General features: G+C 69.2%; 23 protein-coding genes. 10 read left to right on the top strand and 13 right to left on the bottom strand.

The annotated features are described in order from the left end of the window. From cofH to PE061_RS13295, 9 genes are all read left to right on the top strand, one after another. Positions 1-2,388 (top strand): 5-amino-6-(D-ribitylamino)uracil--L-tyrosine 4-hydroxyphenyl transferase CofH, encoded by a 2,388-nt coding sequence (gene cofH / locus PE061_RS13335; protein ID WP_271255767.1) that lies wholly within the window; start codon positions 1-3, stop codon positions 2,386-2,388. Continuing rightward, positions 2,378-3,043, top strand: coding sequence for an NADPH-dependent F420 reductase (npdG, locus tag PE061_RS13330; protein WP_271255766.1), 666 nt, complete (start codon positions 2,378-2,380; stop codon positions 3,041-3,043). Before cofH ends, npdG begins: the two co-directional genes overlap by 11 nt. Before the next feature lie 13 nt (positions 3,044-3,056). Next, positions 3,057-3,812 (top strand): coenzyme F420-0:L-glutamate ligase, encoded by a 756-nt coding sequence (gene cofE / locus PE061_RS13325; RefSeq protein WP_271255765.1) that lies wholly within the window; start codon positions 3,057-3,059, stop codon positions 3,810-3,812. Then, positions 3,809-4,738, top strand: a complete 930-nt coding sequence (cofD, locus tag PE061_RS13320; protein ID WP_271255764.1) for a 2-phospho-L-lactate transferase — start codon at positions 3,809-3,811, stop codon at positions 4,736-4,738. Before cofE ends, cofD begins: the two co-directional genes overlap by 4 nt. 4 nt (positions 4,739-4,742) lie before the next feature. Further along, positions 4,743-5,327: a 2-phospho-L-lactate guanylyltransferase gene (gene cofC, locus PE061_RS13315; RefSeq protein WP_271255763.1), complete on the top strand. Its 585-nt coding sequence runs from the start codon at positions 4,743-4,745 to the stop codon at positions 5,325-5,327. A 79-nt stretch (positions 5,328-5,406) separates the two neighbouring features. Further along, a complete protein-coding gene (locus PE061_RS13310) occupies positions 5,407-6,900 on the top strand; it encodes an aldehyde dehydrogenase family protein (RefSeq protein ID WP_271255762.1) in 1,494 nt (497 codons plus the stop codon). Positions 6,901-6,929: 29 nt separating this feature from the next. Beyond that, positions 6,930-8,846, top strand: coding sequence for a PQQ-binding-like beta-propeller repeat protein (locus PE061_RS13305; protein WP_271255761.1), 1,917 nt, complete (start codon positions 6,930-6,932; stop codon positions 8,844-8,846). Then, positions 8,843-9,820: a TIGR03619 family F420-dependent LLM class oxidoreductase gene (locus tag PE061_RS13300; protein ID WP_271255760.1), complete on the top strand. Its 978-nt coding sequence runs from the start codon at positions 8,843-8,845 to the stop codon at positions 9,818-9,820. The genes PE061_RS13305 and PE061_RS13300 overlap by 4 nt, the downstream gene beginning before the upstream one ends. A gap of 28 nt (positions 9,821-9,848) precedes the next feature. Beyond that, positions 9,849-10,508 (top strand): nuclear transport factor 2 family protein, encoded by a 660-nt coding sequence (locus PE061_RS13295; RefSeq protein ID WP_271255759.1) that lies wholly within the window; start codon positions 9,849-9,851, stop codon positions 10,506-10,508. 43 nt (positions 10,509-10,551) lie between these two features. Here PE061_RS13295 and PE061_RS13290 read toward each other — a convergent pair whose 3' ends face one another. Continuing rightward, positions 10,552-11,457: an LLM class F420-dependent oxidoreductase gene (locus PE061_RS13290; protein ID WP_271255758.1), complete on the bottom strand. Its 906-nt coding sequence runs from the start codon at positions 11,455-11,457 to the stop codon at positions 10,552-10,554. Between the two features lie 116 nt (positions 11,458-11,573). Here PE061_RS13290 and PE061_RS13285 point away from each other — a divergent pair, with 116 nt between their 5' ends. Continuing rightward, a complete protein-coding gene (locus tag PE061_RS13285; protein ID WP_271255757.1) occupies positions 11,574-12,746 on the top strand; it encodes an acetyl-CoA C-acetyltransferase in 1,173 nt (390 codons plus the stop codon). A 107-nt stretch (positions 12,747-12,853) separates the two neighbouring features. Here the strand turns inward: PE061_RS13285 and PE061_RS13280 are convergent, their stop codons facing one another. The 12 genes from PE061_RS13280 to PE061_RS13225 all read right to left on the bottom strand — a co-directional run bounded on the left by PE061_RS13280 (position 12,854) and on the right by PE061_RS13225 (position 25,967). Continuing rightward, on the bottom strand, positions 12,854-13,486 hold the full coding sequence (locus PE061_RS13280) for a nuclear transport factor 2 family protein (protein WP_271255756.1): 633 nt from the start codon (positions 13,484-13,486) through the stop codon (positions 12,854-12,856). Between the two features lie 26 nt (positions 13,487-13,512). Next, positions 13,513-14,643 carry a CaiB/BaiF CoA transferase family protein gene (locus tag PE061_RS13275; protein ID WP_271255755.1) on the bottom strand — a complete coding sequence of 377 codons (1,131 nt, stop codon included), beginning with the start codon at positions 14,641-14,643 and terminating at the stop codon, positions 13,513-13,515. A 12-nt stretch (positions 14,644-14,655) separates the two neighbouring features. Continuing rightward, the gene (locus PE061_RS13270) at positions 14,656-16,347 is read right to left on the bottom strand and encodes an acyl-CoA dehydrogenase family protein (protein WP_271255754.1); all 1,692 of its coding nucleotides are present in this window, start codon (positions 16,345-16,347) and stop codon (positions 14,656-14,658) included. 1 nt (position 16,348) lies between these two features. Further along, complete coding sequence (locus tag PE061_RS13265) at positions 16,349-17,221, bottom strand: enoyl-CoA hydratase (RefSeq protein ID WP_271255753.1); 873 nt, start codon at positions 17,219-17,221, stop codon at positions 16,349-16,351. 68 nt (positions 17,222-17,289) lie between these two features. After that, positions 17,290-18,072, bottom strand: a complete 783-nt coding sequence (locus tag PE061_RS13260) for an SDR family NAD(P)-dependent oxidoreductase (RefSeq protein WP_271255752.1) — start codon at positions 18,070-18,072, stop codon at positions 17,290-17,292. Positions 18,073-18,089: 17 nt separating this feature from the next. Next, on the bottom strand, positions 18,090-19,340 hold the full coding sequence (locus PE061_RS13255) for a CaiB/BaiF CoA transferase family protein (RefSeq protein WP_271255751.1): 1,251 nt from the start codon (positions 19,338-19,340) through the stop codon (positions 18,090-18,092). A 17-nt stretch (positions 19,341-19,357) separates the two neighbouring features. After that, entirely contained in the window at positions 19,358-20,554 is a 1,197-nt protein-coding gene (locus PE061_RS13250; protein ID WP_271255750.1) for an acetyl-CoA C-acetyltransferase, read from the bottom strand. A 30-nt stretch (positions 20,555-20,584) separates the two neighbouring features. Then, complete coding sequence (locus PE061_RS13245; RefSeq protein WP_271255749.1) at positions 20,585-21,739, bottom strand: acyl-CoA dehydrogenase family protein; 1,155 nt, start codon at positions 21,737-21,739, stop codon at positions 20,585-20,587. A 66-nt stretch (positions 21,740-21,805) separates the two neighbouring features. Continuing rightward, positions 21,806-22,606: an FAS1-like dehydratase domain-containing protein gene (locus PE061_RS13240; RefSeq protein ID WP_271255748.1), complete on the bottom strand. Its 801-nt coding sequence runs from the start codon at positions 22,604-22,606 to the stop codon at positions 21,806-21,808. Next, positions 22,603-23,811 (bottom strand): CoA transferase, encoded by a 1,209-nt coding sequence (locus PE061_RS13235; RefSeq protein ID WP_271255747.1) that lies wholly within the window; start codon positions 23,809-23,811, stop codon positions 22,603-22,605. Before PE061_RS13235 ends, PE061_RS13240 begins: the two co-directional genes overlap by 4 nt. A 14-nt stretch (positions 23,812-23,825) precedes the next feature. Next, positions 23,826-24,839 (bottom strand): NADP-dependent oxidoreductase, encoded by a 1,014-nt coding sequence (locus tag PE061_RS13230; protein WP_271255746.1) that lies wholly within the window; start codon positions 24,837-24,839, stop codon positions 23,826-23,828. Positions 24,840-24,851: 12 nt separating this feature from the next. Beyond that, positions 24,852-25,967: an acyl-CoA dehydrogenase family protein gene (locus PE061_RS13225; RefSeq protein ID WP_271255745.1), complete on the bottom strand. Its 1,116-nt coding sequence runs from the start codon at positions 25,965-25,967 to the stop codon at positions 24,852-24,854. Positions 25,968-25,977 lie beyond the last annotated feature (10 nt).

Below are 25,977 nucleotides of genomic sequence, written 5' to 3'. Positions count from 1 at the left end.
ATGGCGGAGATCAGGCCCGAATCGCTGCTGGCGATGCCGCTTCCCGAGATGCTGGCGCGCGCCTCGGCGCTGCGCGAGGCGGGCCACGGCCGCATCCAGAGCTGGTCGCCGAAGGTCTTCATTCCGCTGACGCAGCTTTGCCGCAACCTCTGCCACTACTGCACCTTCTCCCAGCCGCCGCGCCGGGGCGAGGCGTGCTACCTCACCCGCGAACAGGTGCTGGACATCGCGCGCGCCGGAAAGGCGGCCGGATGCACCGAGGCGCTGTTCACGCTCGGCGACAAGCCGGAACTGCGCTTCAAGGCGGCGCGCGACGAACTCGCCGCGCTCGGGCACGAGACCACCCTCTCCTACCTCGCCGAGGTCGCCGCCGCCGTCCGCGACGAGACGGGTCTGCTGCCGCACATCAACGCGGGCGTGATGACCCGCGAGGAGATGGCGATGCTGCGCCCCGTCTCCGCCTCGCAGGGGCTGATGCTCGAATCGGTTTCGGACCGCCTCTGCGAAAAGGGCGGCGCGCATTACCGCTCGCCGGACAAGCATCCCGAGGTCCGCCTCGAGACCATCCGCATCGCGGGCGAGCTTGCGATCCCCTTCACCACCGGCATCCTCATCGGCATCGGCGAAACGCGCGCCGAACGGCTGGATGCGCTCGCCGCGATCCGTGATCTCCATGCCCGCCACGGCCATATCCAGGAGGTCATCGTCCAGAACTTCCGGGCGAAGCCGCGCACCGTGATGGCGGACGCGCCGGAGCCGGACATGGACGACCTGCTCTGGACCGCCGCCGCCGCGCGCATCCTGCTCGGCCCGGCCATGAACATCCAGGTGCCGCCGAACCTCTCGGCGGACGATTTCCCGCGCCTCATCGACGCGGGCATCAACGACTGGGGCGGCGTGTCGCCCGTCACCCCCGATCACGTGAACCCCGAAGCGCCGTGGCCCGCCGTGCAGCAACTGCGCGCAGCCACCGCTGGCGCGAACCGCATCCTCGTCCCCCGCCTCCCGGTCTATCCCGCCTACGTCGCCGAAAACGCGCGCTGGCAGGATGCGGCGATGCAGCGCCACGTGCGCGCCGCCGCCGACACCTCCGGCTTCGCGCGCGCCGACGGCTGGTCTCCCGGTCTCGCCCTCCCCGACCGTCCGCCCGAAGCGCCGTACCTCGCCGCGCTCGATCGCGGCATCGCAGCGACGGTGAACCGCGCGCTTGCCGGAGAGCGTCCGGACGAAGCCGCCCTCGCCGCGCTGTTCGAGGCGCGCGACGTCGATCTCGAACACATCTGCGAAAGCGCGGACGCGCTCCGGCGCGCGGTGAACGGCGACACTGTCACCTATGTCGTCAACCGCAACATCAACTACACCAACATCTGCGCCTACAAGTGCGGCTTCTGCGCCTTCTCCAAGGGCAAGACGTCGGACGCGCTGCGCGGCCGGCCCTACGACCTCGATCTCGCCGAGGTAGCGCGGCGCACGGAAGAAGCGTGGGCGCGCGGCGGCACGGAGGTCTGCCTGCAAGGCGGCATCCATCCGAGCTACACGGGCGAGACCTATCTCACGCTCGCGCGCACCGTCCGCACCGCCGTGCCGGACATTCACCTCCACGCCTTCTCGCCGCTCGAAGTGTCCCACGGCGCGGAAACGCTCGGCCTGTCGGTCGAGGATTTCCTCTGCCGCCTGAAGGACGCGGGCCTAGGCACGCTCCCCGGCACCGCCGCCGAAATCCTCGACGACGAGGTGCGCCGCATCATCTGCCCGGACAAGCTGAACACGGCGGAATGGCTGCACGTCGTCGGCACCGCCCACAAGGTCGGCTTCCGCACCACCGCGACGATCATGTTCGGCCATGTCGAAACCTACGCGCACTGGGCGCGCCACCTGCTGCTTATCCGCGATCTCCAGGCCGAAACCGGCGGCTTCACCGAATTCGTGCCGCTGCCGTTCGTGCACATGGAAGCGCCGATGGGCGTGCGCGGAGAGACGCGGCGCGGGCCGACCTTCCGCGAGGTGCGGCTGATGCACGCCGTCGCCCGCCTCGCGCTCAATCCGCTGATTGCGAACATCCAGACGAGCTGGGTCAAGCTCGGCCCGGCGGGCGTCGCCGCCTGCCTCGCATCGGGCGCGAACGACCTCGGCGGCACGCTGATGAACGAGAGCATTTCGCGCGCGGCGGGCACGCAGCACGGGCAGGAGATGCCGCCCGCCGCGATGGACGCGCTGATCCGTTCGATCGGGCGCGCGCCGCGTCAGCGCACGACGCTGTACGGCGACGTGAGCGAAGCCGCGCGCCGCAAGGGCCGCGAGGCCGCGGACCTCGCGCCGATCATTCTCACGCCGCCGCGCAAGGACGGCGACAAGACCTTGGGCAAGGAGTTCGAGTATGCAGGGTGAAGCGAAGCCGACCATCGCGGTCCTCGGCGGCACGGGCAAGGAAGGCGGCGGCCTCGCGCTGCGCTGGGCGCATCGCGGCTATCCCGTCATCGTCGGCAGCCGCACGGCGGAACGCGCCGCCGAAGCCGCCGCCGCGATGAACGAAACGCTGGGCGGCGCGGCCGTGACCGGGGCCGCCAATGCTGACGCCGCCGCGAAGGCCGACATCGTCGTGCTCGCCGTGCCCTACGCCGCCCAGCAATCGACCGTGCAGGAGGTTCGCACGCAGCTTGAAGGCAAGATCCTCATCGACGTCACCGTGCCGCTGGTGCCGCCGAAGGTGAGCCGCGTGCAGCTTCCCGAGGGCGGCTCGGCGGTGGAAGCCGTGCAGAAGCTGCTCGGCGAAGGCGTGAAGGTCGTCTCGGCGTTCCAGAACATCTCCGCACACCACCTGACCAAGCTCGACGAGGAAATCGAATGCGATGTCCTCGTCTGCGCCGACGATCCCGAAACGGCGGACACCGTGGTCGCGCTCGCCGAGGCGATCGGCCTCAAGGCGTGGAACGCGGGGCCGCTCGCGAATTCCGTGGTGGCCGAAGGGCTGACTTCGGTGTTGATCGCGCTCAACCGCAAGTACAAGGTGCCGGGATCGGGTATCCGCATCACAGGCATCTGACGAACGGCATTTCATGACAGGCTCCGGCGCAACGATAACGGTGTTCGCACCGGATGGCGTGCCGCAGGTCGCCGCGGGCGACGACCTCGCGACGCTCGTCCTTGCGGCGCATACGCCGGAAGACGGCGACATCGTCGTGCTCGCGCAGAAGATCGTCTCGAAGGCCGAAGGCCGTCTCGTCCCCCTCGACACGGTCACGCCCTCCCCGCGCGCCGTGGAGCTTGCCGCGCAGTGCGACAAGGACCCGCGCCTCGTCGAACTCGTACTTTCGGAAACCGACACGGTGATGCGCGTGCGGAAAGGCGTGCTCATCGTCCGTCACCGCCTCGGCATCGTGCTGGCGAACGCCGGGATCGACCAGTCGAACATCGACCATAGCCGTCCCGCCGCGCTTCTGCTGCCGCGCGACCCCGACGCGAGCGCGGCGGTGCTGCGCGATGCGCTCCGCGCCGCGAGCGGCGCCGACGTCGCCGTGCTCATCATCGACAGCCTCGGCCGCGCGTGGCGGAACGGCACGACCGGCACCGCCATCGGCGCGGCGGGCCTCCCCGCGCTGCTCGACCTGCGCGGCACGCCCGACATCTATGGCCGCCGCCTCGAAACCAGCGAACTCGGCCTTGCCGACGAGATCGCCGCCGCCGCCTCGCTTGCGATGGGTCAGGCGGGCGAGGGCCGCCCGCTCGCGATCGTGCGCGGCGTTTCCTACGCGCGGCGCGAGGGCAATGCGGCGGAGCTGGTGCGCCCGCGCGCGCTGGACCTGTTTCCATGATCGTCGCGCTCGCGGGCGGCGTCGGCGGCGCGAAGCTCGCCGCCGGTCTCGCCGCCGTGCTTCCGCCCGAAGAGCTTCTGATCGCCGTCAACGTCGGCGACGATTTCGAGCATCTCGGCCTCACCGTCTGCCCGGACCTCGACACCGTCACCTACACGCTTGCGGGCCTCGCCAACCGCGCGCAGGGCTGGGGCATCGAGGGCGAGACGTGGAACTTCATGGCGATGCTCCGGACCCTCGGCGGCGAGGACTGGTTCAACCTCGGCGACCGCGACATGGCGCTGCACGTGCTCCGCACGCAGCTCCTGAAAACGCACACGCTGTCCGAAATCACCGCGCGCTTCGCGCAGCGGCTCGGCATCCGTCACCGCATCGTGCCGGTCAGCGACGATCCCGTCCGCTCCGTCGTCGAAACGGACGAGGGCGAGCTCGCGTTTCAGGACTATTTCGTCCGCCGCCGCTGCGAACCCCGCTTCCTGTCGATCCGCTACGGCGGCGCCGATGCGGCGGCCCCGTCCCCGGCGCTCGCGGACGCGTTTTCCAATCCTGCACTTCAGGCGATAATTATCTGTCCGTCGAACCCGATCCTCAGCATCGGGCCGATCCTCGCCATCCCCGGCATCCGCCGGGCGCTGGAGGCCCGGCGCGTGCCCGTGGTCGCCGTATCGCCCTTCATCGGCGGCAAGGCGGTGAAGGGGCCAGCTGCAAAGATCATGAACGAGCGCGGCTTCGAAGCCACGCCATCCGCCCTCGCCGACTACTATGTCAACTTTTTGGACGGCCTCGTCATCGACCGCGCCGACGCCGCCCTGCCCTGCAACGGCCCCGCGATCCATGCCGACGACACGCTGATGCGCGACGCCGCAGACCGCAAGCGCCTCGCACAGATCACGCTGGATTTCGCCCGTACCCTCAGCGCACGATAGCGACATGTCGGTGTGGATCATCATCCCCGTGCGCCCGTTCGGCGAAGGCAAGAGCCGCCTCGCAGACGTGCTGCCCCCGGCGGAGCGCGAAGCCTTCAATCGACGGATGTTTGCCCATGTTCTGGGCATCGCCACCGCTGTCGTCCCCCCAGCGCGCATCCTCGTCGTCAGCCGTGCGGCAGAGGTCCGCGATCTGGCAAAGGCGGCGGGCGCGATATTCCTGGAGGAGTACGGCCACACGCTGAACGCCGCGCTTGCGCAGGCTGCGGCTTACGCGCGGGAACGCGGTGCAGCGGCAGTGTTGTCGCTCAGCACGGATTTGCCGCTGCTCGAAACGGACGACGTTCTGGCCATGCTCGATGCGGCAAAGGGCGCGTCTGTCTGCGTGATCGCACCCGATCACGCAGACCTCGGCACCAACGCCCTCCTCGTCTCGCCGCCTGCGGCAATCCCTTATCTCTACGGGGAAAACAGCGCCTCCGCGCACCGGCAAGCGGCCGAGGAAGCCCACCTCTGGGTCGCCTTCGTGCGCCGCCCCGGCCTTCAACGCGACGTCGACACCGAAGAGGATTTTCGCGCTTTCGCTTGACCCTCTCAAGAATATGCACCACCATGCAAAAATGGTGACGGAAGATCGCCGTGTTTGTGGTCGTGGGAGGTGAACGCCGGTGGCTTCAGCCGAGATTCCGTTCAGCAGCTATCATCGCCTGTATGTGGGTGGCGAATGGCTGGCGCCGTCCACGGGCGCATTCGACGAAATCCCTGATCCCGCAACGGAGTCGGTTTTCGGGCGGGCGCCGGTCGGCGGCGTGCGCGAGGTGGACGCCGCGATCGCCGCAGCGCGCCATGCCTTCGATCACGGACCGTGGCCGCGTCTTTCAACCGCCGAGCGCGCCGCGCGCCTGGAGCCGTTCGTCGCATGGCTCGCCGAACGCGGCGATGCGATCGTCCGGCTGATCGTCACCGAAACCGGTGTGGCGCAGGGCATTGCGCGCGCGGTCGGCTATGACACGTCCGTCGCGGTCGGACGTGCGATCCTGTCGCTCGCCCGCACCGATCTCGACCGTAACCTGCCGCTCGAAACCGTGCCGCTGCCGGACGGCACCGCCAATGTCGGCGCGGGCGTCGTGGTACGCGAACCGATCGGCGTCGTTTCCGTCATCACGCCCTATAATTTCCCGCTGCTGATGGGCGTCGTCAAATCCATGCAGGCGCTCGTGATGGGCAACAGCGTGGTCCTGAAGCCCTCCCCGTTCACGCCGTTCGAATCGCTGCTCCTCGCAGAGGCAGCAGAAGCCGCACGCCTTCCTCAGGGCGTCTTCAATGTCGTTACCGGCGGTGTCGATGTCGGCTCTCTGCTCACCTCGGACCCGCGCGTCGACATGGTGAGCTTCACCGGGTCCGACGCCGTGGGTTCGCTGATCCAGGCGCAGGCAGCGCCGACGCTGAAGCGGCTCGTTCTCGAACTCGGCGGCAAGTCTGCAATGATCGTCTGCCCGGACGCCGATCTCGACCTCGCCGTCGCAGCAGGCCTCCGCAGCATGACCATGCACGCCGGGCAGGCCTGCGGCCTCACCACGCGCCACATCGTCCACAACAGCATCAAGGCCGACTATCTCGAACGCCTCACCGAAATGGTGCGCGGCGTGAAGATCGGGTATGGCCTCGCTCCCGGCGTCACGATGGGTCCGCTGATCCGCGCGAGCCAGCGCGACAAGGTGGAATCCTATGTCGCGAAGGCCCACGCTGATGGAGGGCGCCTCGTTTTCGGCGGCCGGCGGCCGGCAGGGTTCGACCACGGCTTCTTCTATGAACCGACGCTGTTCGACGGCCTCTCCAACGAGAGCGCCGTGGTGCGTGAGGAAATCTTCGGCCCCATCGCCGTCGTCATCGGGGTCGACAGCGACGAAGAGGCCGTGGCCATCGCCAATGATTCGGATTTCGGCCTCGCCGGCACCGTGTGGTCGAGAAACATGGGCCGCGCGTTCGAGATCGCGCGCGCCGTGCGGACGGGCGGCGTCAGCATCAACGGCGGCCCGGGCAATTTCAGCGTGCACGCTCCCTTCGGCGGCATCAAGCGGTCCGGCTTCGGGCGCGAGTACGGCATCGAGGGCCTGCACGAATACAGCTACGCCAAAACCATCCGCTTCCGCACCGCCTGAGCGGCCACGAACACGAACGAGACACGACCATGAAAACGTCCCCCCTCGCCCTCACCGCACTCGTAGGCCTGTCGGCAATCGTAATCGCCGCCGCGCCGGAACAGAAGCCTGAGGAAAAAGGCGGCAAGGCCCTTAACGAAGCCTTCCTCGCTGCCGAGCGCGCACGCGAATCGATGCCCGGCGCAGCGATCTTCCGCGAAACCTGCCTCGTCTGCCACGACGGCTCGGTGCCGAAGGCGCCGCTCACGCGCATGATGGGCGCGATGATGCCGGAGGCGATCGTGCAGACGCTGACGAGCGGGGTGATGCGCGACATCGGTGAGACCATCACGGAAGAACAGCGCATTCAGGTCGCCGAATATCTCACCTCGCCGCGCAAGTACGGCGATGCGAAGGCCGCCTCACTCAAGATGTGCGAAGCACCGCGCAAGACGTTCGACTTCAATGACGGCAGCGACGGCTGGATCTGGGGACAGGAAGCCGACAACAGCCGTTTCGTCCCTACCTCGCGTGGCGGCATCACCAAGGCCGATGTCGGCAATCTGAAGCTCAAGTGGGCGTTCGGCTTCCCGAATGCGAGCCGCGTGCGCTCGCAGCCGGCACTTGTCGGCGGCGCAGCGATCATGGGCAGTCACAGCGGGCGCGTCTATGCGCTCGACCGTGAAACGGGCTGCGTGCGCTGGACCTTCGACGCGGCGGGCGAGGTGCAGACCGGCATCGTCGTCCAGCCGTGGAAGAAAGGCGACCGTAATGCGAAGCCGATCGCCATCTTCGGCGACGGTATCGGCAAGGTCTATGCGGTCGACGCGCGCGACGGCAGCCTCGTGTGGAGCGACCGGCCCGAGGAGCACAGCTCGGCGAAGATCACCGCGGCGGCCACCTATCACAACGGCATCTTCTATGTCCCTGTTTCGAGCGGCGAGATCGCGGCGGCAGGCAATTCCGCATACGGCTGCTGCACGTTCCGGGGACAGATCGCCGCCTACGAGGCGCGCACAGGCCGCAAGCTCTGGCAGAGCTACACGGTGGACACGCCGGTTTCGCAAGGGACGAACCGCGCGGGCACGGAGATTTTCGGTCCCTCCGGCGCACCCGTGTGGAACACGCCCACGGTCGATGCAAAGCGCGGGTTGCTCTACTTCGGCACCGGCGAGAACTATTCCGATCCGGCCACGACGACGAGCGATGCCATCATCGCCATCGACCTCAAGACCGGCAAGCAGAAGTGGCATTTCCAGGGCCTTGAAGGCGATGCCTGGAACATGTCGTGCGGCACAGCCGACGACGCCAACTGCCCGAAGAAACCCGGCCCCGATTTCGATTTCGCCGCGCCGCCGATTCTCGCGACGATGAAGGACGGCAAGCAGATTCTCGTTGCGGGCCAGAAATCCGGCTGGGTGTTCGGCATCAACCCCGACGACGGCAAGCTCGTCTGGAAGAAGAAGATCGCCCGCGGCGGCCTGCTCGGCGGCATCCATTTCAGCATGGCGGCGGAAGGCGGACGCATCTACGTGCCGGTCGCGGACACCAATGTCGGGGTGAAATACGAAGGCGATCCGCGCCCCGGAATCTATGCGCTCGATGCGGCGACCGGCAATTACATCTGGGAGCATCCCGTCCCCGACAATTGCGGCGGCAAGCCGCTCTGCCATCCCGGTACGTCCGGCTCGATCACGGCGGGGCCGGGCTATGTGCTGAACGGCGCGATGGACGGGTTGCTGCGCATCCACGACGGCGAGACCGGCAAGGTACTGTGGCAGTATGACACCACCGAGCCCGTCGTCACCGTAAACGGCGAAACTGCGAAAGGCGGCGCATTCGGCGGCGGCTCCGGCCCGGTGATGAAGGACGGTATGCTCTTCGTCTCCTCGGGCTACGGCTATGCCGTGCAGGCGCCCGGCAACGTCCTTCTCGTGTTCGAAGCCCGGAAAGGCGCCGCCAAGTGAAGATCGGCATCCGTATTCCCTGCTATCGCAAGTGGTGCCGCGGGCCGGAGGTGCGCCGCATCGCGGAATGCGTGGAAGACCTCGGCTTCGATTCGCTCTGGGTGCAGGACCATCTCGTCGCGCCGCTTGGTCCGCCGGAGGAAATCTCCGTGGGCGGCACCAGTAACTTCCTGAAAGCGGGAGAAAGTGCCGCCGCACCCGCGCAGCCGGTGTCGCTGTTCCAGTATTATGCGGGCGACGACTGGTGGCTCGACCCTTACGCGGTCTGGGCGTTTCTCGCGGGTGTCACCAGCCGCGTCACGCTTGCCAGTGACATCATCACCCTGCCCTACCGCAACCCGATTGTGCAGGCGAAGATGATCGGTACCATCGACCAGCTTTCAGGCGGCCGCCTGATGATCGGCACCGGCACCGGGCACGTCGAGGCGGAATCGAAGGCGCTCGGCATCGACTTCTCGAAACGGGGGCGGATGCACGACGAGTACCTGCGCGTCATCCGCACGATCCTGTCGTCCGAGGAAGCGGCGTTCGAGGGCGAGTTCGTCTCGTTCGGGCCGCTGAGGACGCTGATCCGCCCCGTCCAGTCGCCTGCCCCGCCGTTCTACACGGGCGGGAACGGACCGCGCGCCATCCGCCGCGCCATCGAACTCGGCGACGGCTGGCTACCCAATGCCGCCGATGCCGAGGGACTTGCGAAAGGCATCGAGCTTCTGGAAGCGACGGCGAAGGAGATGGGGCGGACGGAACTGCCGCGCGTCGCGGTTTCGCTGCCCAATCGCATCCGGCTGGCGACGCCGAGCGCGCGGGCGGGGAGCAAGCCGCTGATGAGCGCGGCGGAGGCGATCGCGGAGCTCAAAGCTTACGAAGTTATCGGCGCGGACCATGTCGCGCTCGGGCTGCTGATGCCCAATGTTGACGTCTACATCGAGCAGATCGAGGCCTTCGCGCGCGACGTTCTGCCCGCGTTCCGCTGAAACCCGAGGGGAGAAAGAAGAGATGAGCATGATCGACGAAACCGACCGCGCGTGGCTTGCCGACGCGCAGCCCGAGCGACGGGGCTTCCTTGCGCTGGCGGCGGGCGTCTTCGGCCTTGCGGCGCTTTCCGGCACCGCGAAGGCGCAGGCCGCGCCCGCGGCGGCGCGCGGGATCGACGCGAAGCAGATGCAGCATGAAGCGGCCGCCCGCCTCGCCATCCTCGACGGCCTCGCACGCTACTGCCGCGCCATGGACCGCAGCGACCGTGCACTCCAGGACACGATCTGGCACACGGACGCCACCGCCCAGTACATGAACAACCCGCTCGGACCCTATTCGGCGCCGCTCGACAGCGGCCAGACGTTCGTCGATTCGAAGGCGCACACGCACCACCGCATCGTGAACGTCTACATCGAGGTGAACGGCGACCGCGCGGTCTCGGAAGGCTACGGCGATTCGGTGATCCGCGATCATCCGCTCGAGGACGGGACGGTCGTGGAGAGCATCTATCGCGGCCGCTACATCGACCGCTGGACGCTGAAGAACGGCCGCTGGGCGATCCAGCACCGCCGCTATGTCGGCGAAATCTACGGACAAATCCGCTACGACTGGAAGGACTGGCCGGCGTTCGCGAAAGTCGCGGGCAAGCACGACCGCAGCGACGAATCCTACCAGTATTTCAAGTGATGCCGGCGGGGGCGTGCGCGTCCGCCGCGCACGCCCCCGCCGATCAGTTCGCGGCCGAGTCCAGCGTTTCCTTGAGCCGCTTCAGCGCGTCGATATGCTCGGCCGCCGTCGCGCCCGGCAGGCTGAAATTGATCACGTCGACGCCGAAATCGCGGCGCTTCAGGATCTCGTCGCGAATCCGGTCCGCATCCATGCCGGTCGTGTCGAGCGTCATCTCCATCACGATCCTGTCCGGGTCGCGCCCGGCCTCGACGGCGGCGGCGCGCATCGTGTCGAACGCCTTCCGGCCCTCGGCATCCGGCTTGAAGATCGGGAACCAGCCGTCCGCGAGGCGGCCGATGCGCTTCAGAACGGCGTCGGGCGGGATCGGCGCGATGCGGCGGCCGAGCCCGAAATAGAGCGGGATCGGCCGCTGGATCGGCAGCGGCGACAGGCTGACGTCGACGAAATTGTGATAGACGCCCTCGTAGCTGACGTCCGCGCTCGTCCAGAGCCTACGCATCACGTCGATCTGTTCCTCGAAACGCTTGGCGCGGTCGGAGAACTCGAAGCCCATCGCCCGGAATTCGAGCGCGTTGTAGCCGATGGCGACGCCGAGAACGAGGCGGCCGCCAGAGAGGATGTCCACCTCCGCCGCCTGCTTCGCGGCAAGCACCGTCTGCCGCTGCGGCAGGCCGATCACGGCGGGCACGAAGGTGATCCTGCTGGTGATCGCCGAGAGATAGGCCATCAGCGTGAACACCTCGCGGATCACGCTCTTGTCGGTGTAGGGCGTCTCGGCGATGCCGCCGTGCCGCTCCGCGATGATGCCGACGACATGGTCGGGCAGGCGAATCCGCTCGAAGCCGAAATCCTCGGAGAGCTTCACGAACTCGATAAGCGGCTGGAGTTCCGGCCCGAAGCTGGGGAACCGGTACAGGTTGGTGCCAAAGCGCATGTCGGCGATCATGCCATCCTCCCAAGTGAGCGTGCGGAGCTTATCTAATTCATTTGGATAATGCACTTGACGAGACGCGTGCGCAATGGAATTTTGCTCGCAAGTGAAATTTTGGAAGAGACCGGATCATGGCCGAAGCCTATATCGTTGCAGTGGCGCGAAGCGCAGGCGGAAAACGCGGCGGCCGCCTCGCCGGGCTGCACCCGGCGGACCTCGCGGGCCGCGTGCTCGCCGATCTCATGTCGCGCGCCGACGCCGACCCCGCGCTCGTCGAGGACGTGATCATGGGCTGCGCCTGCCCGGCGGGCGAGCAGGGCGCGAACATCGGCCGCAACGCCGTGCTGGCGGCGGGCCTCCCCGAATCGATCCCCGGCACGCACGTCGACCGGCAGTGCGGCTCCTCGCAGCAGGCGCTGCACTTCGCCGCCGCCACGGTGATGGCGGGCGCGATGGACGTGGTGATCGCGGCGGGCGTGGAGAGCATGACGCGCGTGCCGATGGGCCTGCCGTGGACGCTGCCCGCGCAGCACGGCTACGGCACGCACCGCAGCCCCGGCGTCGAGGCGCGCTACCCGAACACGCCGTTCAGCCAGTTCAAGGGCGCGGAGCTTCTCGCCCGCAAATACGGCCTCGACCGCGCCGCGCTCGACGCCTACGCGCTCGAAAGCCACCGGCGCGCGGCGGCGGCCACCGCGGCGGGCAAGTTCAGGGGCGAGATCGTGCCGATCGACGTGACGACGCCCGAAGGCGAAACCCTCGTCCACGACACGGACGAGGGCATCCGCGCCGACGCGAGCCTCGAGAAGATCGCGAGCGTGAAGCTGCTTCAGGAGGACGGCGTGATCTCGGCGGCGAACGCCAGCCAGATCTGCGACGGCGCGGCGGCCGTGCTCGTCGTCAATGACGCGGGCCTGAAAGCGCTCGGCGCGACGCCGCTCGCCCGCGTCCACCAGATGACGGTGATCGGCCACGATCCCGTCATCATGCTCGAAGCGCCGATCCCGGCGACGGAGAAGGCGCTCGCCCGCAGCGGCCTCGGGATTTCCGACATCGACCTCTACGAAGTGAACGAGGCCTTCGCGCCCGTGCCGCTCGCGTGGGCGCAGGCGCTCGGCGCAGACATGGGAAGGCTCAACGTCAACGGCGGCGCCATCGCGCTCGGCCACCCGCTCGGCGGCTCCGGCACGAAGCTGATGACGACGCTGGTGAGCGCACTCCACGACCGCGGCGGCCGATACGGCCTCCAGACCATGTGCGAGGCGGGCGGCATGGCGAACGTGACGATCGTCGAGCGGTTGTAGGGCTGAACAAGCGGAAGGGGTTTGAGGAGGGCGGTTCCGTTGCCCGGCGCCGGGCTTGCGGATGCGCCCCACCCCCGGCCCCTCCCCTCAAGGGGAGGGGAGAAAGTTCACTTCCCGGCGCGGAAATCCGCGAGCATCGTGTAGTAGGGGTCTTCGGGCTTGCGGCGGCCGAGCTGTTCCGGGTCCGCCTTGGCGAGCGTCGCGTCGGCGCGCGGCTCGATGCGCTCGAACTCGTTGAGGCCGCGGCGCTGCGCGATCTTCCAGACGCCGCCGCGCCGTTCGAAACGGTCGAGATAGCGGCCCGAGGAAAAATAGTCCTCCTCGTCCGTCCCGGCCGCGTTCATGCGCCGGTGCGTCGCCGCGAAATAGCATTCGGCAAAGGCGCGGTCGCCGTCGATCTCGATGAAGATGTTCGAGATGCTGTGCCGCGTACCCTTCACCTTCGCGACCACGGGGAACGCCCGGGTGATGAAGTCCTGCGACAGCCCCTTGAAGCCGCCGTGCCGGTGCTGCGCCTCCGGCCAGAAGCAGCCGCGCAGGGCCTCCTCGTCGAGCCGGTCCCAGCCGCGCGCGTACTGGTTCAGGATGTCGGTGATCTCCTGATGCGAGACCAGCCGGTCGAGCCGGTCGGCGGCGCTCGCCTTGCGCGGCGCGGCGGCGGCGCTGCCGGAAAGCGCGGCGGCGCCCACGGGCAAGGCGAGCAGCATGGCAAGGGCGCTGCGGCGTTCGTTGGATTCCATCGGATGACCCTCCCTCGTGGTTTCGTTCAAAGCACGCCCGCGGCTTCCAGCGCGGAAACGCACTCCGCGTCGATGCCCCAGTCGAGCGGCGCGCTCCGGTTGTGCGCGCCGATCTGCGGCGGCGGCCCCTGAATGGCGCCCGGCGTCTCGGAGAAGCGCGGCGCAGGCGCAGGCTGCACGACGCCCGCCACCTCGACGAACGTGCCGCGCGCCATGTTGTGCGGGTGCCGGGGCGCGTCGTCGAGGCCGAGCACGGGCGCGAAGCAGACGTCCGTGCCTTCAAGGAGCGCGCACCATTCCTCGCGCGTCTTTCCCGCGATCACGTCCGCGAGCTTCGCGGTGAGGTCCGGCCACGCCTCGCGCTTCATCTGCGCGTCGAAGGCGGGATCGTCGAGGCCCGCCTTCTCGCGCAGCAGCGCGTAGAATTGCGGCTCGATCGGCCCGAGCGAAATCCATTTGCCGTCGGCGCAGCGATAGGTGTTGTAGAAGTGCGCGCCGCCGTCGAGCACGTTCACGGCGCGTTCGTCCTTCCAGCGCCCGGTCGGGCGGAGGCCGTAGAACATCGTCATCAGCGAGGCCGCGCCTTCGACGATGGCGGCGTCCACCACCTGCCCGCACCCGGTGGCGCGCGCGCTGATGATCCCGGCGAGCAGGCCCATCGCGAGATAGAGCGAGCCGCCGCCGAAATCGCCGACGATGTTGAGCGGCGGCACCGGCTTTTCCGCCGGGCCGATGGCGTGCGCCGCGCCGCTCAACGACAGGTAGTTGAGATCGTGGCCCGCCGCCTGCGCGAGCGGGCCGGTCTGGCCCCAGCCGGTCATGCGGCCGTAGACGATGCGCGGATTGCGCGCGAGCGCGGCGTCCGGGCCGAGGCCGAGCCGCTCCATGACGCCGGGGCGGAAGCCCTCGAACAGCGCGTCGGCCTTCTCGATGAGCGACAGGCAGAGCGCCACGGCCTCCGGGTTCTTGAGATCGAGCGCGATCGAGCGGCGGCCGCGGAAGGTCGTGTTGGTCGGCTCGCCGCCCGTGGTCGCGCCCTTGCGGTCTATGCGGACGATGTCCGCGCCGAGATCGGCGAGCAGCATCCCGCAGAACGGCCCCGGACCGATGCCCGCGAACTCCACGATCCTGATGCCGGAAAGCGGTCCTTCCGCCATCGCGGGTTCTCCCTAGTTGGTTTCGTCGAGGAGACGCCGCGCGATCACCTGCGCCTGAATCTCGCCCGCGCCTTCGAAGATGTTGAGGATGCGCGCGTCGGCGAGCAGGCGGCTTGCCACATATTCGGTCGCGAAGCCGTTGCCGCCGTGGATCTGGAGCGCATTGTCCGCCGCCGCCCACGCGACGCGCGCGCCGATCAGCTTCGCCATGCCGGCCTCGAGATCGCAGCGCTTGCCCTCGTCCTTGCGGCGCGCGGCGAAATAGGTGAGCTGGCGCGCGCCCATGATCTCCGCCGCCATCATCGCGAGCTTGTTGGCGACGCGCGGGAACTCGATGATGGCGCGGCCGAACTGCCTCCGTTCGAGCGCATAGGCGAGGCCCGTGTCGAGCGCCGCCTGCGCGACGCCGACGGCGCGCGCCGCCGTCTGGATGCGGGCGCTTTCGAAGGTCGCCATCAATTGCTTGAAGCCCTGCCCCTCGACGCCGCCGAGCAGGTTCGCGGCGGGAACGCGGAAACCGTCGAAGCCGATCTCGTATTCCTTCATGCCGCGATAGCCGATCACCTCGATCTCGCCGCCGCTCATGCCCTCGGCCGGGAACGGGTCCTCCACCGTGCCGCGCGGCTTGGGCGCGAGCAGCATGGAGAGGCCGCTGTAGTTGTTCGTCGCCGGATCGGTGCGGACGAGGAGCGTCATCACGTCGGCGCGGGCGGCGTGGGTGATCCACGTCTTGTTGCCGTGGACGGCGTATGCGTCTCCCGAAAGCGCCGCGCGCGTGCGCAGCGCGCCGAGGTCGGAGCCGGTGTCCGGCTCGGTGAATACCGCCGTCGGCAGGGTTTCGGCGCTGGCGATCCTCGGCAGCCACTCGGCCTTCTGCGCCTCGGTGCCGCCGCAGAGGATGAGCTCCGCCGCGATCTCCGAGCGCGTGGCGAGCGAGCCGACGCCGATCCAGCCGCGCGAAAGCTCCTCGGAGACGACGCACATCGCCGTCTTGCCCATGCCGAGGCCGCCGTAGCCTTCCGGGATCGTCATGCCGAACACGCCGAGCGCGCCGAGCTCCTCGACGAGCGGCAGCGGGATGAGCGCGTCGGCGAGGTGCCATTCGTGCGCGAAGGGCTGCACCTTCTCCTGCGCGAAGGCGAAGAACTGGTCGCGCACCATGTCCGTGGTGGAATCGAGGCCCGCGTCCTCGAGGATGGCGCGGCCGTGCGTATCGGCGAGGTGGCCGACGATGGCGGTCTTCACGTCCTGACGCGCACCGGCGCGGATCAGCGCGCCGAGCGCCGGGGCGTCGAGGGCGGCGAGCGCCGCCGCGTCGTCCGCGAGGTCGGACGGGCGGATCGTCTCGCCCTGGTTCATCGGGATGCCGCCGCGCATCTGCGCGCCGTATTCGGCGAAGAGCAGCAGCGCGAGCAGCGCCTCGATCTCGCCGAAACGGCCTTCGCCCTCCAGCCGGATCGCCCACGCGGCGACCTCGCTCATCATCTCCGCGTAGGCGGCGTACCAGCCGAAGCCGTGGACGACGTGCTGCTCGGCGTCCGCGCGCCGCCGGTCGATGCGGCCGTCCGCGCCGGCAAGCCGCGCGCGGACATGCGGCTGCGCCGCCGCCACGAACGCCTGCGCCGCGTCCGCCGCCTGCCGCAGCAGGGCGGGCAACGCATCGGGGATCAGGCGCGCCCGATCCTGCTCGAACGCCGCCGCCATGTCAGCCTTCGCCCGCCTGCTTCTTGTTCGCCTGCGCCATCGCCTTGGCGTCGAGACCGCCGACGAGGTTGCCGGTCATGAGCTGGTTATGCGCGTGGGCGAGGTGGTGCATGTGGAACACGCCGTCCATCGCCTGCCGCTTGCCGCGCAGGTCCTCGACGAAGTTGATCGCCTGCTTGGTGAGCGCGAGGCCGAAGCGGTCGCGCTGCGCGATCTCGGCGGCGATCCGCGCCACCTCGGCGCGCAGGCTCTCGCGCGGGTAGATGCGGTTCACCATGCCGAACTGGTAGGCGCGCTCGGCGGGCATACGCTCGCCGAGGAGGAGCAGCTCGCGCGCGACGCGGGGCGGCAGCTCGAAGGCGTGCGCGAAATACTCGACGCCGGGCTGCGCCATGCGCACCACCGGGTCCTGGAAGAAGGCGTCCTCGCTCGCAATGATGAGGTCGCACACCCACGCGAGCATCAGCCCGCCCGCGACGCAGGCGCCCTGCACCATCGCGATCATCGGCTTGGGGATGTCCTGCCAGCGGCGGCAGAGGCCGAGGTAGGCGTCCTGCTCCAGCACGTACTGCCGCTCGGCGCCGCCCTTGTTGGTGTGGTCCCACCACAGATGCACGCGCTCGCGCGGCAGGTTCGAATCCTTCTCGGGCGTGCCGATGTCGTGGCCCGCGGAGAAGTGCTTGCCCTCGCCGCCGAGCACGATGACCTTGACGGCGTCGTCCTCCACCGCGCGGCGGAACGCCGCGTCGAGCTGGTTCAGCAGGCGGTAGTTCTGCGCGTTGCTGTATTGCGGGCGGTTCAGCATCACCCATGCGACGCCTTCATTCACCGCGTAGGTGACGAATTCCGGCACAATCTCGTCCGCTGCCGTCATGGCCGGGCGCTCCCCTTTGTCGAATTGATTTCTGCACTATGGTACAAAATTGATCCGATCACAAGGGGTCAACGCGGCGCCATGCGGATCGCGCCGTCGAGGCGGACGTCCTCGCCGTTGAAATAGTCGTTTTCGATCATCGCGAGCGCGAGCGCCGCGTACTCCGCCGGACGCCCGAAGCGCTTGGGGAACGGCACGCTGGCGGCGAGCGACTGCTTCACGGCGTCGGCGGCGCGCGCCATCAGCGGCGTGTCGAAGATGCCGGGCAGGATGGTGTTGACGCGGATGCCGTCGTTCATCAGGTCGCGCGCCATCGGCAGCGTGAGGCTGACGACGCCGCCCTTCGAGGCCGCGTAGGCGGCCTGCCCGATCTGCCCGTCCTCGGCGGCGACGCTCGCCGTGTTGATGATGACGCCGCGCGCGCCGTCCTCCAGCGGGGCGAGGTCGAGCATCCCCTTCGCGGCCTTCGCCGCGCAGCGGAACGTGCCGATCAGGTTGATCTGGATGATGCGCTCGAAGGCGTCGGTCGGGAAATGCCTCGTCTCCCCGGTCGCCTTGTCGCGGCTCGCGGTCTTCACGACATTGCCGGTGCCCGCGCAGTTGACGAGGACACGCTCCTGCCCGTGCGCGGCGCGCGCCGCCGCGAAGCCTTCGTCGACGGAAGCCTCGGAGGTGACGTCCACCTTCACGAACAGCCCGCCGATCCCGGCGGCGAGCGCCGCGCCCTTCGCCTCGTCGAGATCGAACAGCGCCACGCGCACGCCCTTCGCCGCGAGCGCCCGCGCCGTCGCCTCGCCGAGCCCGGAGGCGCCGCCGGTGACGACCGCGGCGACCGTATCGTTCAGTTCCATGACCTTGTCCTTTCCGTTCAGCCTTCGCCGCGCTGCGCGATCACGGCAGCCCCGGCGAGCGCATCGAGTTCCGCATCGGGAAGCCCCAGCCAGTCGGCGAGCGCCTCGCGGCTGTGCTCGCCGACGAACGGCGGGCGGCGGCGGAAGGTGGCGGGGGTTCCGCTGAGCTTGCCGGGATAGGCGACGCTCGGCACCTTCATGCCGTCCTCGCGCTCGAATTCGTGGACGGCGCCGCGCGCTTCGACGAACGGATCGGAAAAGACCTTCTCCAGCGTGTTCACCGGCCCGGCGGGCACGCCCGCCTCCACCAGCCGCTCGACGAGCGGCGTCACCTCCTCGTCCGCGACCAGCTCCTGGATGCGCGCCTCCAGCCCGTCGCGGTTGACCACGCGGTCGGCGTTGGTCACGTAGCGCGGATCGGCGGCGAGTTCCGGCACGCCGAGCACCTTGCACATCTGGCGGTACTGGCCGTCGTTGCCCACGGCGATGATGATGCTGCCGTCCTTCGCCTGAAACGTCTTGTAGGGCACCACGGTCGGGTGCCGGTTGCCGAGACGCCCCGGCTCCTGCCGCCCGACGAGCCAGCTAAGCGCCTGGTTCGCCAGCATCGCCATCTGCGTGTCGAGCAGCGAGACGTCGATGTGCTGGCCCTCGCCCGTGCGCTCGGCGTGGCGCAGCGCCATCAGGATGCTGACGGTCGCGTACATGCCCGTGGAGACGTCGGTGATGGCGACGCCGACCTTCAGCGGCTCGCCGCCGTTCTCGCCGGTGATGGTCATCAGCCCGCCCATGCCCTGCGCCACGAAATCGTAGCCGCCGCGCGAGGCATACGGCCCGGTCTGGCCGAAGCCGGTGATCGAGCAATAGACGAGGCGGGGATTGATCGCCTTCAGGCTCTCGTAGTCGAGGCCGTATTTCCTGAGCCCGCCGACCTTGAAATTCTCGACGAGAATGTCGGCGTCGGCCGCGAGCCGCCGCACGAGCGCCGCGCCTTCGGGGGAAGCAATATCAATGGCTACCGAGCGCTTGTTGCGATTGCACGAGAGATAGTAGGCGCTCTCGCCGCGCCCCTCCTCGTCCGGCCCCTTGAGATAGGGCGGTCCCCACTGGCGGGTGTCGTCGCCCCGGCCGGGCGCCTCCACCTTCAGCACGTCCGCGCCGAAATCGGCGAGGATCTGCGTGCACCACGGCCCGGCGAGCACGCGCGAGAGATCGAGAACCTTGATGCCGGCAAGCGCCGCCGGTGTTGAGGCGTCAGCCGCCGACATGGTGTCCTCCAAGGGCGTCACGCCCGCTCGAAGATCGCGGCGAGCCCCTGCCCGCCGCCGATGCACATGGTTTCAAGGCCGTAGCGCCCGTCGCGCCGCGCCAGCTCGCGCAGCAGGTTCGCGAGAATGCGGCCGCCGGTGGCGCCGATCGGGTGCCCGAGCGAGATGCCCGAACCGTTGACGTTGAGCCGGTCGCGGTCGTCCCAGCCCCAGCCCTTGAGGCAGGCGAGCACCTGCGGCGCGAACGCCTCGTTCAGCTCGACGAGGTCGATGTCGTTCCAGCCGAGGCCGGTGCGGGCGAACAGGCGCTCGACGGCGGGAACCGGGCCGATGCCCATGCGCGACGGGTCGCAGCCCGCCGCCGCCCAGCTGTGCAGGTAGCCCATCGGCTCGAGGCCCAGTTCGGCGAGCTTGTCCTCCGCGACGACGAGGCAGGCGGCCGCCGCGTCGTTCTGCTGGCTGGCGTTGCCCGCCGTCACCACGCCGTCCTTCTCGATGGGCTTGAGCTGCGCCAGCGATTCCGGCGTCGCGTCGGCGCGGATGCCCTCGTCCATCGCGAAGATCACCGGGTCGCCCTTGCGCTGCGGCACCGGCACCGGCACCAGCTCGTCGTCGAACCTGCCCGCCGCCCACGCCGCGGCGGCGCGCCGGTGGCTCATGGCTGCGTACTCGTCGCACGCCTCGCGGGAAATGTTGTAGTCCTTGGCGAGGTTGTTCGCCGTCTCGATCATGCCGGTGATGATGCCGTAGCGCGCGATCGGCTGCGACATGACGCGGCCGCGCGTCAGCCGGTCGTGGAAGGTCGTGGAGCCGGAGCGCGCGCCCCAGCGGTGGTCCATCGAATAATATTCGACGTTCGACATGCTCTCGACACCGCCCGCGATCACCACGTCCGCCGCGCCGGTCTGGATCCGCATCGCCGCGTCGATCACGGCTTGCAGGCCGGAGCCGCAGCGCCGGTCGAGCTGCACGCCGGGGATCGATTCCGGCAGCCCCGCCGCCAGCGCCGACCAGCGGCCGATGCAGGGCGCCTCGCCGTTACCGTACCCTTGCGAAAATACAACGTCGTCAATGCGTTCCGGGTCGATCTTCGTGCGCTCTACGAGCGCCCTTATGATGATCGCGCCGAGGTCTCCGGCGCTCATGGACTTCAGCGATCCGCCGTACTTGCCGACGGCGGTGCGGATGGGGGCGACGATGGCGGCTCTGCGCATGGGCGGGTCCTTCGCGAAAAAGAAAGGCGGTCAGGCGGCGGCCTCGGCCTGCCGGATCATCTGCCTGGCGATGATGGTCTGCTGAATCTGCGAGGTGCCCTCGTAGATGCGGAGCAGGCGCACGTCGCGGTAGAAGCGCTCGACCTTGTATTCGGACATGTAGCCCGCGCCGCCGTAGATCTGCACCGCGCGGTCGGCGATGCGGCCGACCGCTTCGGAGGCATGGAGCTTGAGCGCCGAGCATTCGAGGCTGACGGGCTCGCCAGCGTCGAACTTCGCGGCGACCGACTGCATCAGCGCCTCGGTCGTCAGCATGTCCACCTTCATGTCGGCGAGCATCGCCTGCACGAGCTGGAAGTCCGCGATGCGCCCGCCGAACTGCCTCCGCTCCATCGCATATTGCAGCGCCATGCCGATCAGCCGCTCGCACATGCCGAGCGCGACGGCGGCGATATGGATGCGGCCCCGGTCCAGCACCTTCATCGCGGTCTTGAAGCCGCGCCCCGGCACGCCGCCGATGATGTTCGCGGCGGGCACGACCACGTCATCGAGGATCACGTCCGTCGTCACCGAGCCCTTCTGGCCCATTTTCTTGTCGGGCTTGCCGAACGAGATGCCGGGCGTATCCGCGGGCAGGATGAACGCGGAGATGCCGCCCGCGCCCTTCACGTCCGCCTCCGTGCGCGCCATCAGCGTGAAGACGCTGGCGCGCGGCGCGTTGGTGATGAAGCGCTTGGTGCCGGTGATGCGGTAAGTGTCGCCGTCGCGCACGGCGACGGTGCGCAGCGAGGCGGCGTCGGAGCCGGCTTCCGGCTCGGTGAGGCCGAAGCTGGCGATGGCCTCGCCGGTCGCGAACTTCGGCAGCCATTCCTGCTTCTGCTCCTCGGTGCCGTCCATCACGATGCCCTGGCTGCCGATGCCCACGGTGGTGCCGATCACCGAGCGGAACACCACGGAGGCGCGCGTCAACTCGCGGATGATCGCCGCCTCCTCGGACATGGTGCAGCCGAGACCGCCGTAGTCTTCCGGCACGGAGATGCCGAACAGGCCCATCTGCCGCATCTCGTCCACGATGGACTCGGGAACGGTGTCGGCCTCCTCGACCGCGTCCTCGGCCGGGATCAGGCGCTCGTCGACGAAACGGCGAATGGTCGAACGGAACAGTCCGAACGTCTCTGCATCCATTGCGATCTCTCCTCCAGACCCGGCGTCCTTGCCCTGTTCGCGCGCCGAGTCAATTCGAATATTGCACTATAGGCTATATTTTGCCTGCATCGCCACTGCGCCGTCGCAGCGCACCGCCTCGACGCCCTCCGCCGTGTCCCGCAGCACGATCGGCCGGCCGCAGAACATCGGCGCCATCGCGCGGAAGGAAAACGCCGAAAGCGCGCCCTTGCGGCGGGCATGGCCGAAGAGTCGCGCCGCCGTGAACGGGCCGTGCACGACGAGGCCGGGGTAGCCTTCTTCCGCCGTGGCATAGGGCAGGTCGTAGTGGATGCGGTGGCTGTTCGACGTGGCGGCCGAGAAACGGAACAGGTCGACGGTGTTCGGCACCCAGACCACGTCGCCCTGCGGCGGCGGATCGGACGCGGCCACGGGCGGCGTCGGCGCCCCGGCGTCGCGGTAGACGATGGTCTGCCGCTCGGCGACCCGCTCCGCACCGTCCTGCGTGATGCGGTGCTCGACCGACACCAACACGAGGTCGCCGCTCTTGCCGGACTTCAGCGCGACGTCGGTGACGGTCGAGACGCGGGTCGCGGGCGCGCCGAGCGTGAGCGTTCCGTCGAAGCGCATGTCGGCAGCGGCGAACATGCGGCGCGGCAGCGTCACCGGCGGCAGGAACCCGCCGCGCTTCGGGTGGCCGTCCTCGCCGAGGCCGTCCGCGGGGGCGACCGGCAGGAAGAACGCCCAGTGCGCGAGCGAGGGCTGCGTGCGCTCGACGTCAAGGTCCTCGCCGACGGCGGCGGCGAAGCGGCGGAGGCTGCCGGGGTCAAGCACCTCGGTGCGGCTCTCGGTCCTGCCGATCCAGCCCTTCCAGACGTCTATGCTCATGCGACGATCCCCTTGTCGTGCAGCGCGCCGATGGCGCCGCTGTCGAGGCCGAGCACCGCCGTCAGCACCTCGTCGGTGTGCTCGCCGAGCCGGGGCGCGCGGCGCAGGGCCTCGCGCGCTTCCCCGGCCAGCGTCGCGGCGGGACCGGCCGCCGGGTAGGTGAGGCCGCTCGGGTGATCGAGCGTCTGGAACTGCGGGTTGCCGACGAACAGGCGCGCGTCGTTCGCCACGGCCTCGGCGAGGCTCTGGTAGCCGCCCCACGTGACGCCGCCCGCGTCGAACGCCGGTTGCAGGTCCGCGACCGTGCGCGCCGCGATCGCCGCCTCGAACAGCGGGAACAGGCGGGCACGGTGGCGAAAGCGGGCGCCCTCGTCCGCTGCGAAGCGCACGCCGAGCTCGGCCTCGATCGCCGCGACGGGCTCGGCGAGGCCGAGCACCTCGACCAGCCCCTTCCACTGGCGCGGCGTGATCGCCACGACGATGATGCGCTTGCCGTCCGCGCAGAGGAAATCGCGGCCGAAAGCGCCGAACAGGTCGTTGCCCATGCGAGGGCGGTCGCCGCCGGTCAGCACCTCGGCGACCTGCCCGAGATGGCCGAGGCTGGTGGCGGCGAGGTCGGACAGCGGCACGCGGATCTCGGCGCCCTCGCCGGTCGCGCGGCGGCGGAGCAGCGCCGAGACCAGCACGAACGCGGCGTAGGCGCCGCCGAGCAGGTCCCACGCGGGGAGCACGTGGTTGACCGGGCGGTCGTCGTCGGCAGGCCCCGTCATCATCGGCACGCCGACAGCGGCGTTCACCGTGTAGTCGACCGCGGGCGAGCCGTCCGCCCAGCCCATCACGCGGCCGGTGACGATGTCCGCGCGGCGCGCCTTCAGCGCCTCGTGCGAGAGGAAGCCGCGCACGGGGTAGTTGGTGAGGAAGAGCCCCGCGTTCTCGCCCGGCGCGGTGGCGAGCGAGACGGCGAGCTCGCGGCCCTCGGGGCGGGAGAGGTCGATGGCGACCGACTTCTTGCCCTTGTTGAGCCCCTCCCAGTAGAGGCTGGAGCCGTCCGGCGCGAGCGGCCAGCGGCGGAAGTCCGGGCCGCCGCCGATCTGGTCGAAACGGATCACCTCGGCGCCCATCTGCGCCATGTGCAGGCCGCACGACGGCCCGGCGATGAACGCCGCGCCCTCGACGACGCGCACGCCCTTCAGAAGTTCATACACTGCCTGCCTCCCGCCTAGCCGAGCTTCACCAGCATACGGCCGAGATCTGCACCGCTGAACAGCCCGAAGAAGGCGTCCAGCGCATGGTCGATGCCCTCATGCACGGTTTCGGTGGCGGTGAGCAAACCCGCCTTGTGCCAGGCGGTCACATCGGCGAGGAAATGCGGCTCGATGTCCATGTGGTTGAGCGCGATGAAGCCCTCCATGCGGATGCTCTTCACCATGACGAGCGTGAGGTTGCGCGGCACGGTGGGCGCGTCCGTCACGTTGTACTGCGAGATCATCCCGCAGATGGCGAAACGCGCGAACGGATTGGCGAGCGCGAGCGCGGCCTGAAGGTGCTCGCCGCCGACGTTCTCGAAATAGACGTCGATGCCGGTCGCGCCGATCGCCTTCACTTCGCGGGCGAGCGCCCTGGTGAGGTTCGGCTCGGCCTTGTAGTCGATGACGGCATCGACGCCGAGCGTGTCCCTGAGGTACGCGGTCTTCTGCGCGCCGCCCGCCGCGGCGATCACCTTGTGGCCCTTGAGCCTGGCGATCTGGCAGACGATCGAGCCGACGCCGCCCGCCGCACCGGACACGAACACCACGTCGCCGGGCCTCAAGGCCGCGATCTTCAGCAGGCCCGCGTAGGCGGTGAGGCCGGTCACGCCCGCGAAGCCGAGATAGGCCTGCGGCGGCAGCCCGGTGTCCGGCCGCAGCCTGAGCGCGCTCGCGGGCGCGTTGAACGCCTCGCGCCAGCCGAGCCGCGAGGAGACGATGTCGCCGGGCGCGAAGCCGGGGTCACGCGAGGCGACGACGGTGCCGACGGCGGGCCCCTCCATCGGCGCGTCGAGCGCGAACGGCGGCACGTAGCTCTTGGCGTCGCTCATCCGCCCGCGCATCGCCGGATCGACCGCCATCCAGAGGTTGCGGACCTGAACCTCGCCCTCCGCGAGTTCCGGCAAGCTGTTGACGACCATGGCGAAATCGTCCGCGACCGGCATACCGACCGGCCGCCGTTTCAGATGTATCTCTCGCGCGTCCATGCGACCCTCCGCCTAGTAGCCGTTCAGCCGTCCCCAGCGTTCCCGGTGATACGCGGCGTTGCCGTAGGACTGGTCGGCGACCCGCGCCGACTTCAGGTACAGGCCCGCGTCGTGCTCGTGCGTCATGCCGATGCCGCCGTGCATCTGCACCATCTCGTTCGAGATGCGGTGCAGCGTATCGCCTGCGACCGCCTTCGCGAGCGAGGCGAGCTTCGGCAGCTCGGGATCGTCCGCGTCAATCGCGATGAGCGCGGCCTCGACAGCGGAGCGCGTGAGCTGCAATTCGGCGAACATCTCGGCGGCCCGGTGCTGGAGCGCCTGGAACGAGCCGATGATCTGCCCGAACTGCACGCGCATCTTCAGGTATTCGAGCGTCGTCTCGAACGCCTGCGTCGCCATGCCGAGCATCTCGGCGGCGACCCCGGCGCGCACGCGGTCGAGGACGGCGTCGAGCAACGCCTCCCCCTCGCCCGCCGTGCCCAGCACCGCGTCCTCGCCGACGACGATGTCGAACGCGATCATCGCCGGACGGCGCGCGTCGATCTGGTCGAGCGCGCTGCGCGTCACGCCGTCCGCCGCGAGATCGACGATGAACAGCATCGTCCCTCCGGAAGCGGACGCGGCGACGATCGCGAAATCGGCGGCCATTCCGTCCGGCACCGGGCGCTTCACGCCCCGGATGCGCCAACCGCCCGGAACGGCTTCCGCCGTGACGCCGAGCGCGGCGGGCGCATGGCGCACGCCCTCGTCGACGGCGAGCGTGCCGATCACCGATCCGTCCGCGATGCCCCGGAGCCAGCGATCGCGCTGCGCGTCCGTGCCGCCGAGGCGGAGCGCGCTCGCGGCGGCGAGCGCCGCGCTGACGAACGGCGAGGCGACGAGATTCCGCCCCAGTTCCTCGATCACGAGGCCGAGACTGAGATAGCCGAAATCGAGACCGCCCCACGCCTCGGGCACGACGATGCCCGTCCACCCCATCTCCGCCATTTCGGCATAGACGGCGGGATCGTATCCGCGATCGAAATCACCTTCGAAGACGGCGCGGCGCGCGGAGACGGGCAGGCGGTCGCGGACCCATGCCGCCGCCATGTCCTTCAGCATGACCTGGTCTTCGCTCAAAACCGCCATGACGCTCCTC

This window comes from Sphingosinicella microcystinivorans (assembly GCF_027941835.1).
In the GTDB taxonomy this organism is placed as follows: Bacteria; Pseudomonadota; Alphaproteobacteria; order Sphingomonadales; family Sphingomonadaceae; genus Sphingosinicella.
This window is presented reverse-complemented; position numbering and strand designations above follow the sequence as displayed.

What these genes read in the sequence shown, in the direction of transcription:
- cofH (WP_271255767.1), top strand. Translation starts at nt 1, where the DNA reads ATGGCGGAGATCAGGCCCGAATCGCTGCTGGCGATGCCGCTTCCCGAG.
- npdG (WP_271255766.1), top strand. Translation starts at nt 2,378, where the DNA reads ATGCAGGGTGAAGCGAAGCCGACCATCGCGGTCCTCGGCGGCACGGGC.
- cofE (WP_271255765.1), top strand. Translation starts at nt 3,057, where the DNA reads ATGACAGGCTCCGGCGCAACGATAACGGTGTTCGCACCGGATGGCGTG.
- cofD (WP_271255764.1), top strand. Translation starts at nt 3,809, where the DNA reads ATGATCGTCGCGCTCGCGGGCGGCGTCGGCGGCGCGAAGCTCGCCGCC.
- cofC (WP_271255763.1), top strand. Translation starts at nt 4,743, where the DNA reads ATGTCGGTGTGGATCATCATCCCCGTGCGCCCGTTCGGCGAAGGCAAG.
- PE061_RS13305 (WP_271255761.1), top strand. Translation starts at nt 6,930, where the DNA reads ATGAAAACGTCCCCCCTCGCCCTCACCGCACTCGTAGGCCTGTCGGCA.
- PE061_RS13295 (WP_271255759.1), top strand. Translation starts at nt 9,849, where the DNA reads ATGATCGACGAAACCGACCGCGCGTGGCTTGCCGACGCGCAGCCCGAG.
- PE061_RS13290 (WP_271255758.1), bottom strand. Translation starts at nt 11,457, where the DNA reads ATGATCGCCGACATGCGCTTTGGCACCAACCTGTACCGGTTCCCCAGC.
- PE061_RS13285 (WP_271255757.1), top strand. Translation starts at nt 11,574, where the DNA reads ATGGCCGAAGCCTATATCGTTGCAGTGGCGCGAAGCGCAGGCGGAAAA.
- PE061_RS13280 (WP_271255756.1), bottom strand. Translation starts at nt 13,486, where the DNA reads ATGGAATCCAACGAACGCCGCAGCGCCCTTGCCATGCTGCTCGCCTTG.
- PE061_RS13275 (WP_271255755.1), bottom strand. Translation starts at nt 14,643, where the DNA reads ATGGCGGAAGGACCGCTTTCCGGCATCAGGATCGTGGAGTTCGCGGGC.
- PE061_RS13270 (WP_271255754.1), bottom strand. Translation starts at nt 16,347, where the DNA reads ATGGCGGCGGCGTTCGAGCAGGATCGGGCGCGCCTGATCCCCGATGCG.
- PE061_RS13265 (WP_271255753.1), bottom strand. Translation starts at nt 17,221, where the DNA reads ATGACGGCAGCGGACGAGATTGTGCCGGAATTCGTCACCTACGCGGTG.
- PE061_RS13260 (WP_271255752.1), bottom strand. Translation starts at nt 18,072, where the DNA reads ATGGAACTGAACGATACGGTCGCCGCGGTCGTCACCGGCGGCGCCTCC.
- PE061_RS13255 (WP_271255751.1), bottom strand. Translation starts at nt 19,340, where the DNA reads ATGTCGGCGGCTGACGCCTCAACACCGGCGGCGCTTGCCGGCATCAAG.
- PE061_RS13250 (WP_271255750.1), bottom strand. Translation starts at nt 20,554, where the DNA reads ATGCGCAGAGCCGCCATCGTCGCCCCCATCCGCACCGCCGTCGGCAAG.
- PE061_RS13245 (WP_271255749.1), bottom strand. Translation starts at nt 21,739, where the DNA reads ATGGATGCAGAGACGTTCGGACTGTTCCGTTCGACCATTCGCCGTTTC.
- PE061_RS13240 (WP_271255748.1), bottom strand. Translation starts at nt 22,606, where the DNA reads ATGAGCATAGACGTCTGGAAGGGCTGGATCGGCAGGACCGAGAGCCGC.
- PE061_RS13230 (WP_271255746.1), bottom strand. Translation starts at nt 24,839, where the DNA reads ATGGACGCGCGAGAGATACATCTGAAACGGCGGCCGGTCGGTATGCCG.
- PE061_RS13225 (WP_271255745.1), bottom strand. Translation starts at nt 25,967, where the DNA reads ATGGCGGTTTTGAGCGAAGACCAGGTCATGCTGAAGGACATGGCGGCG.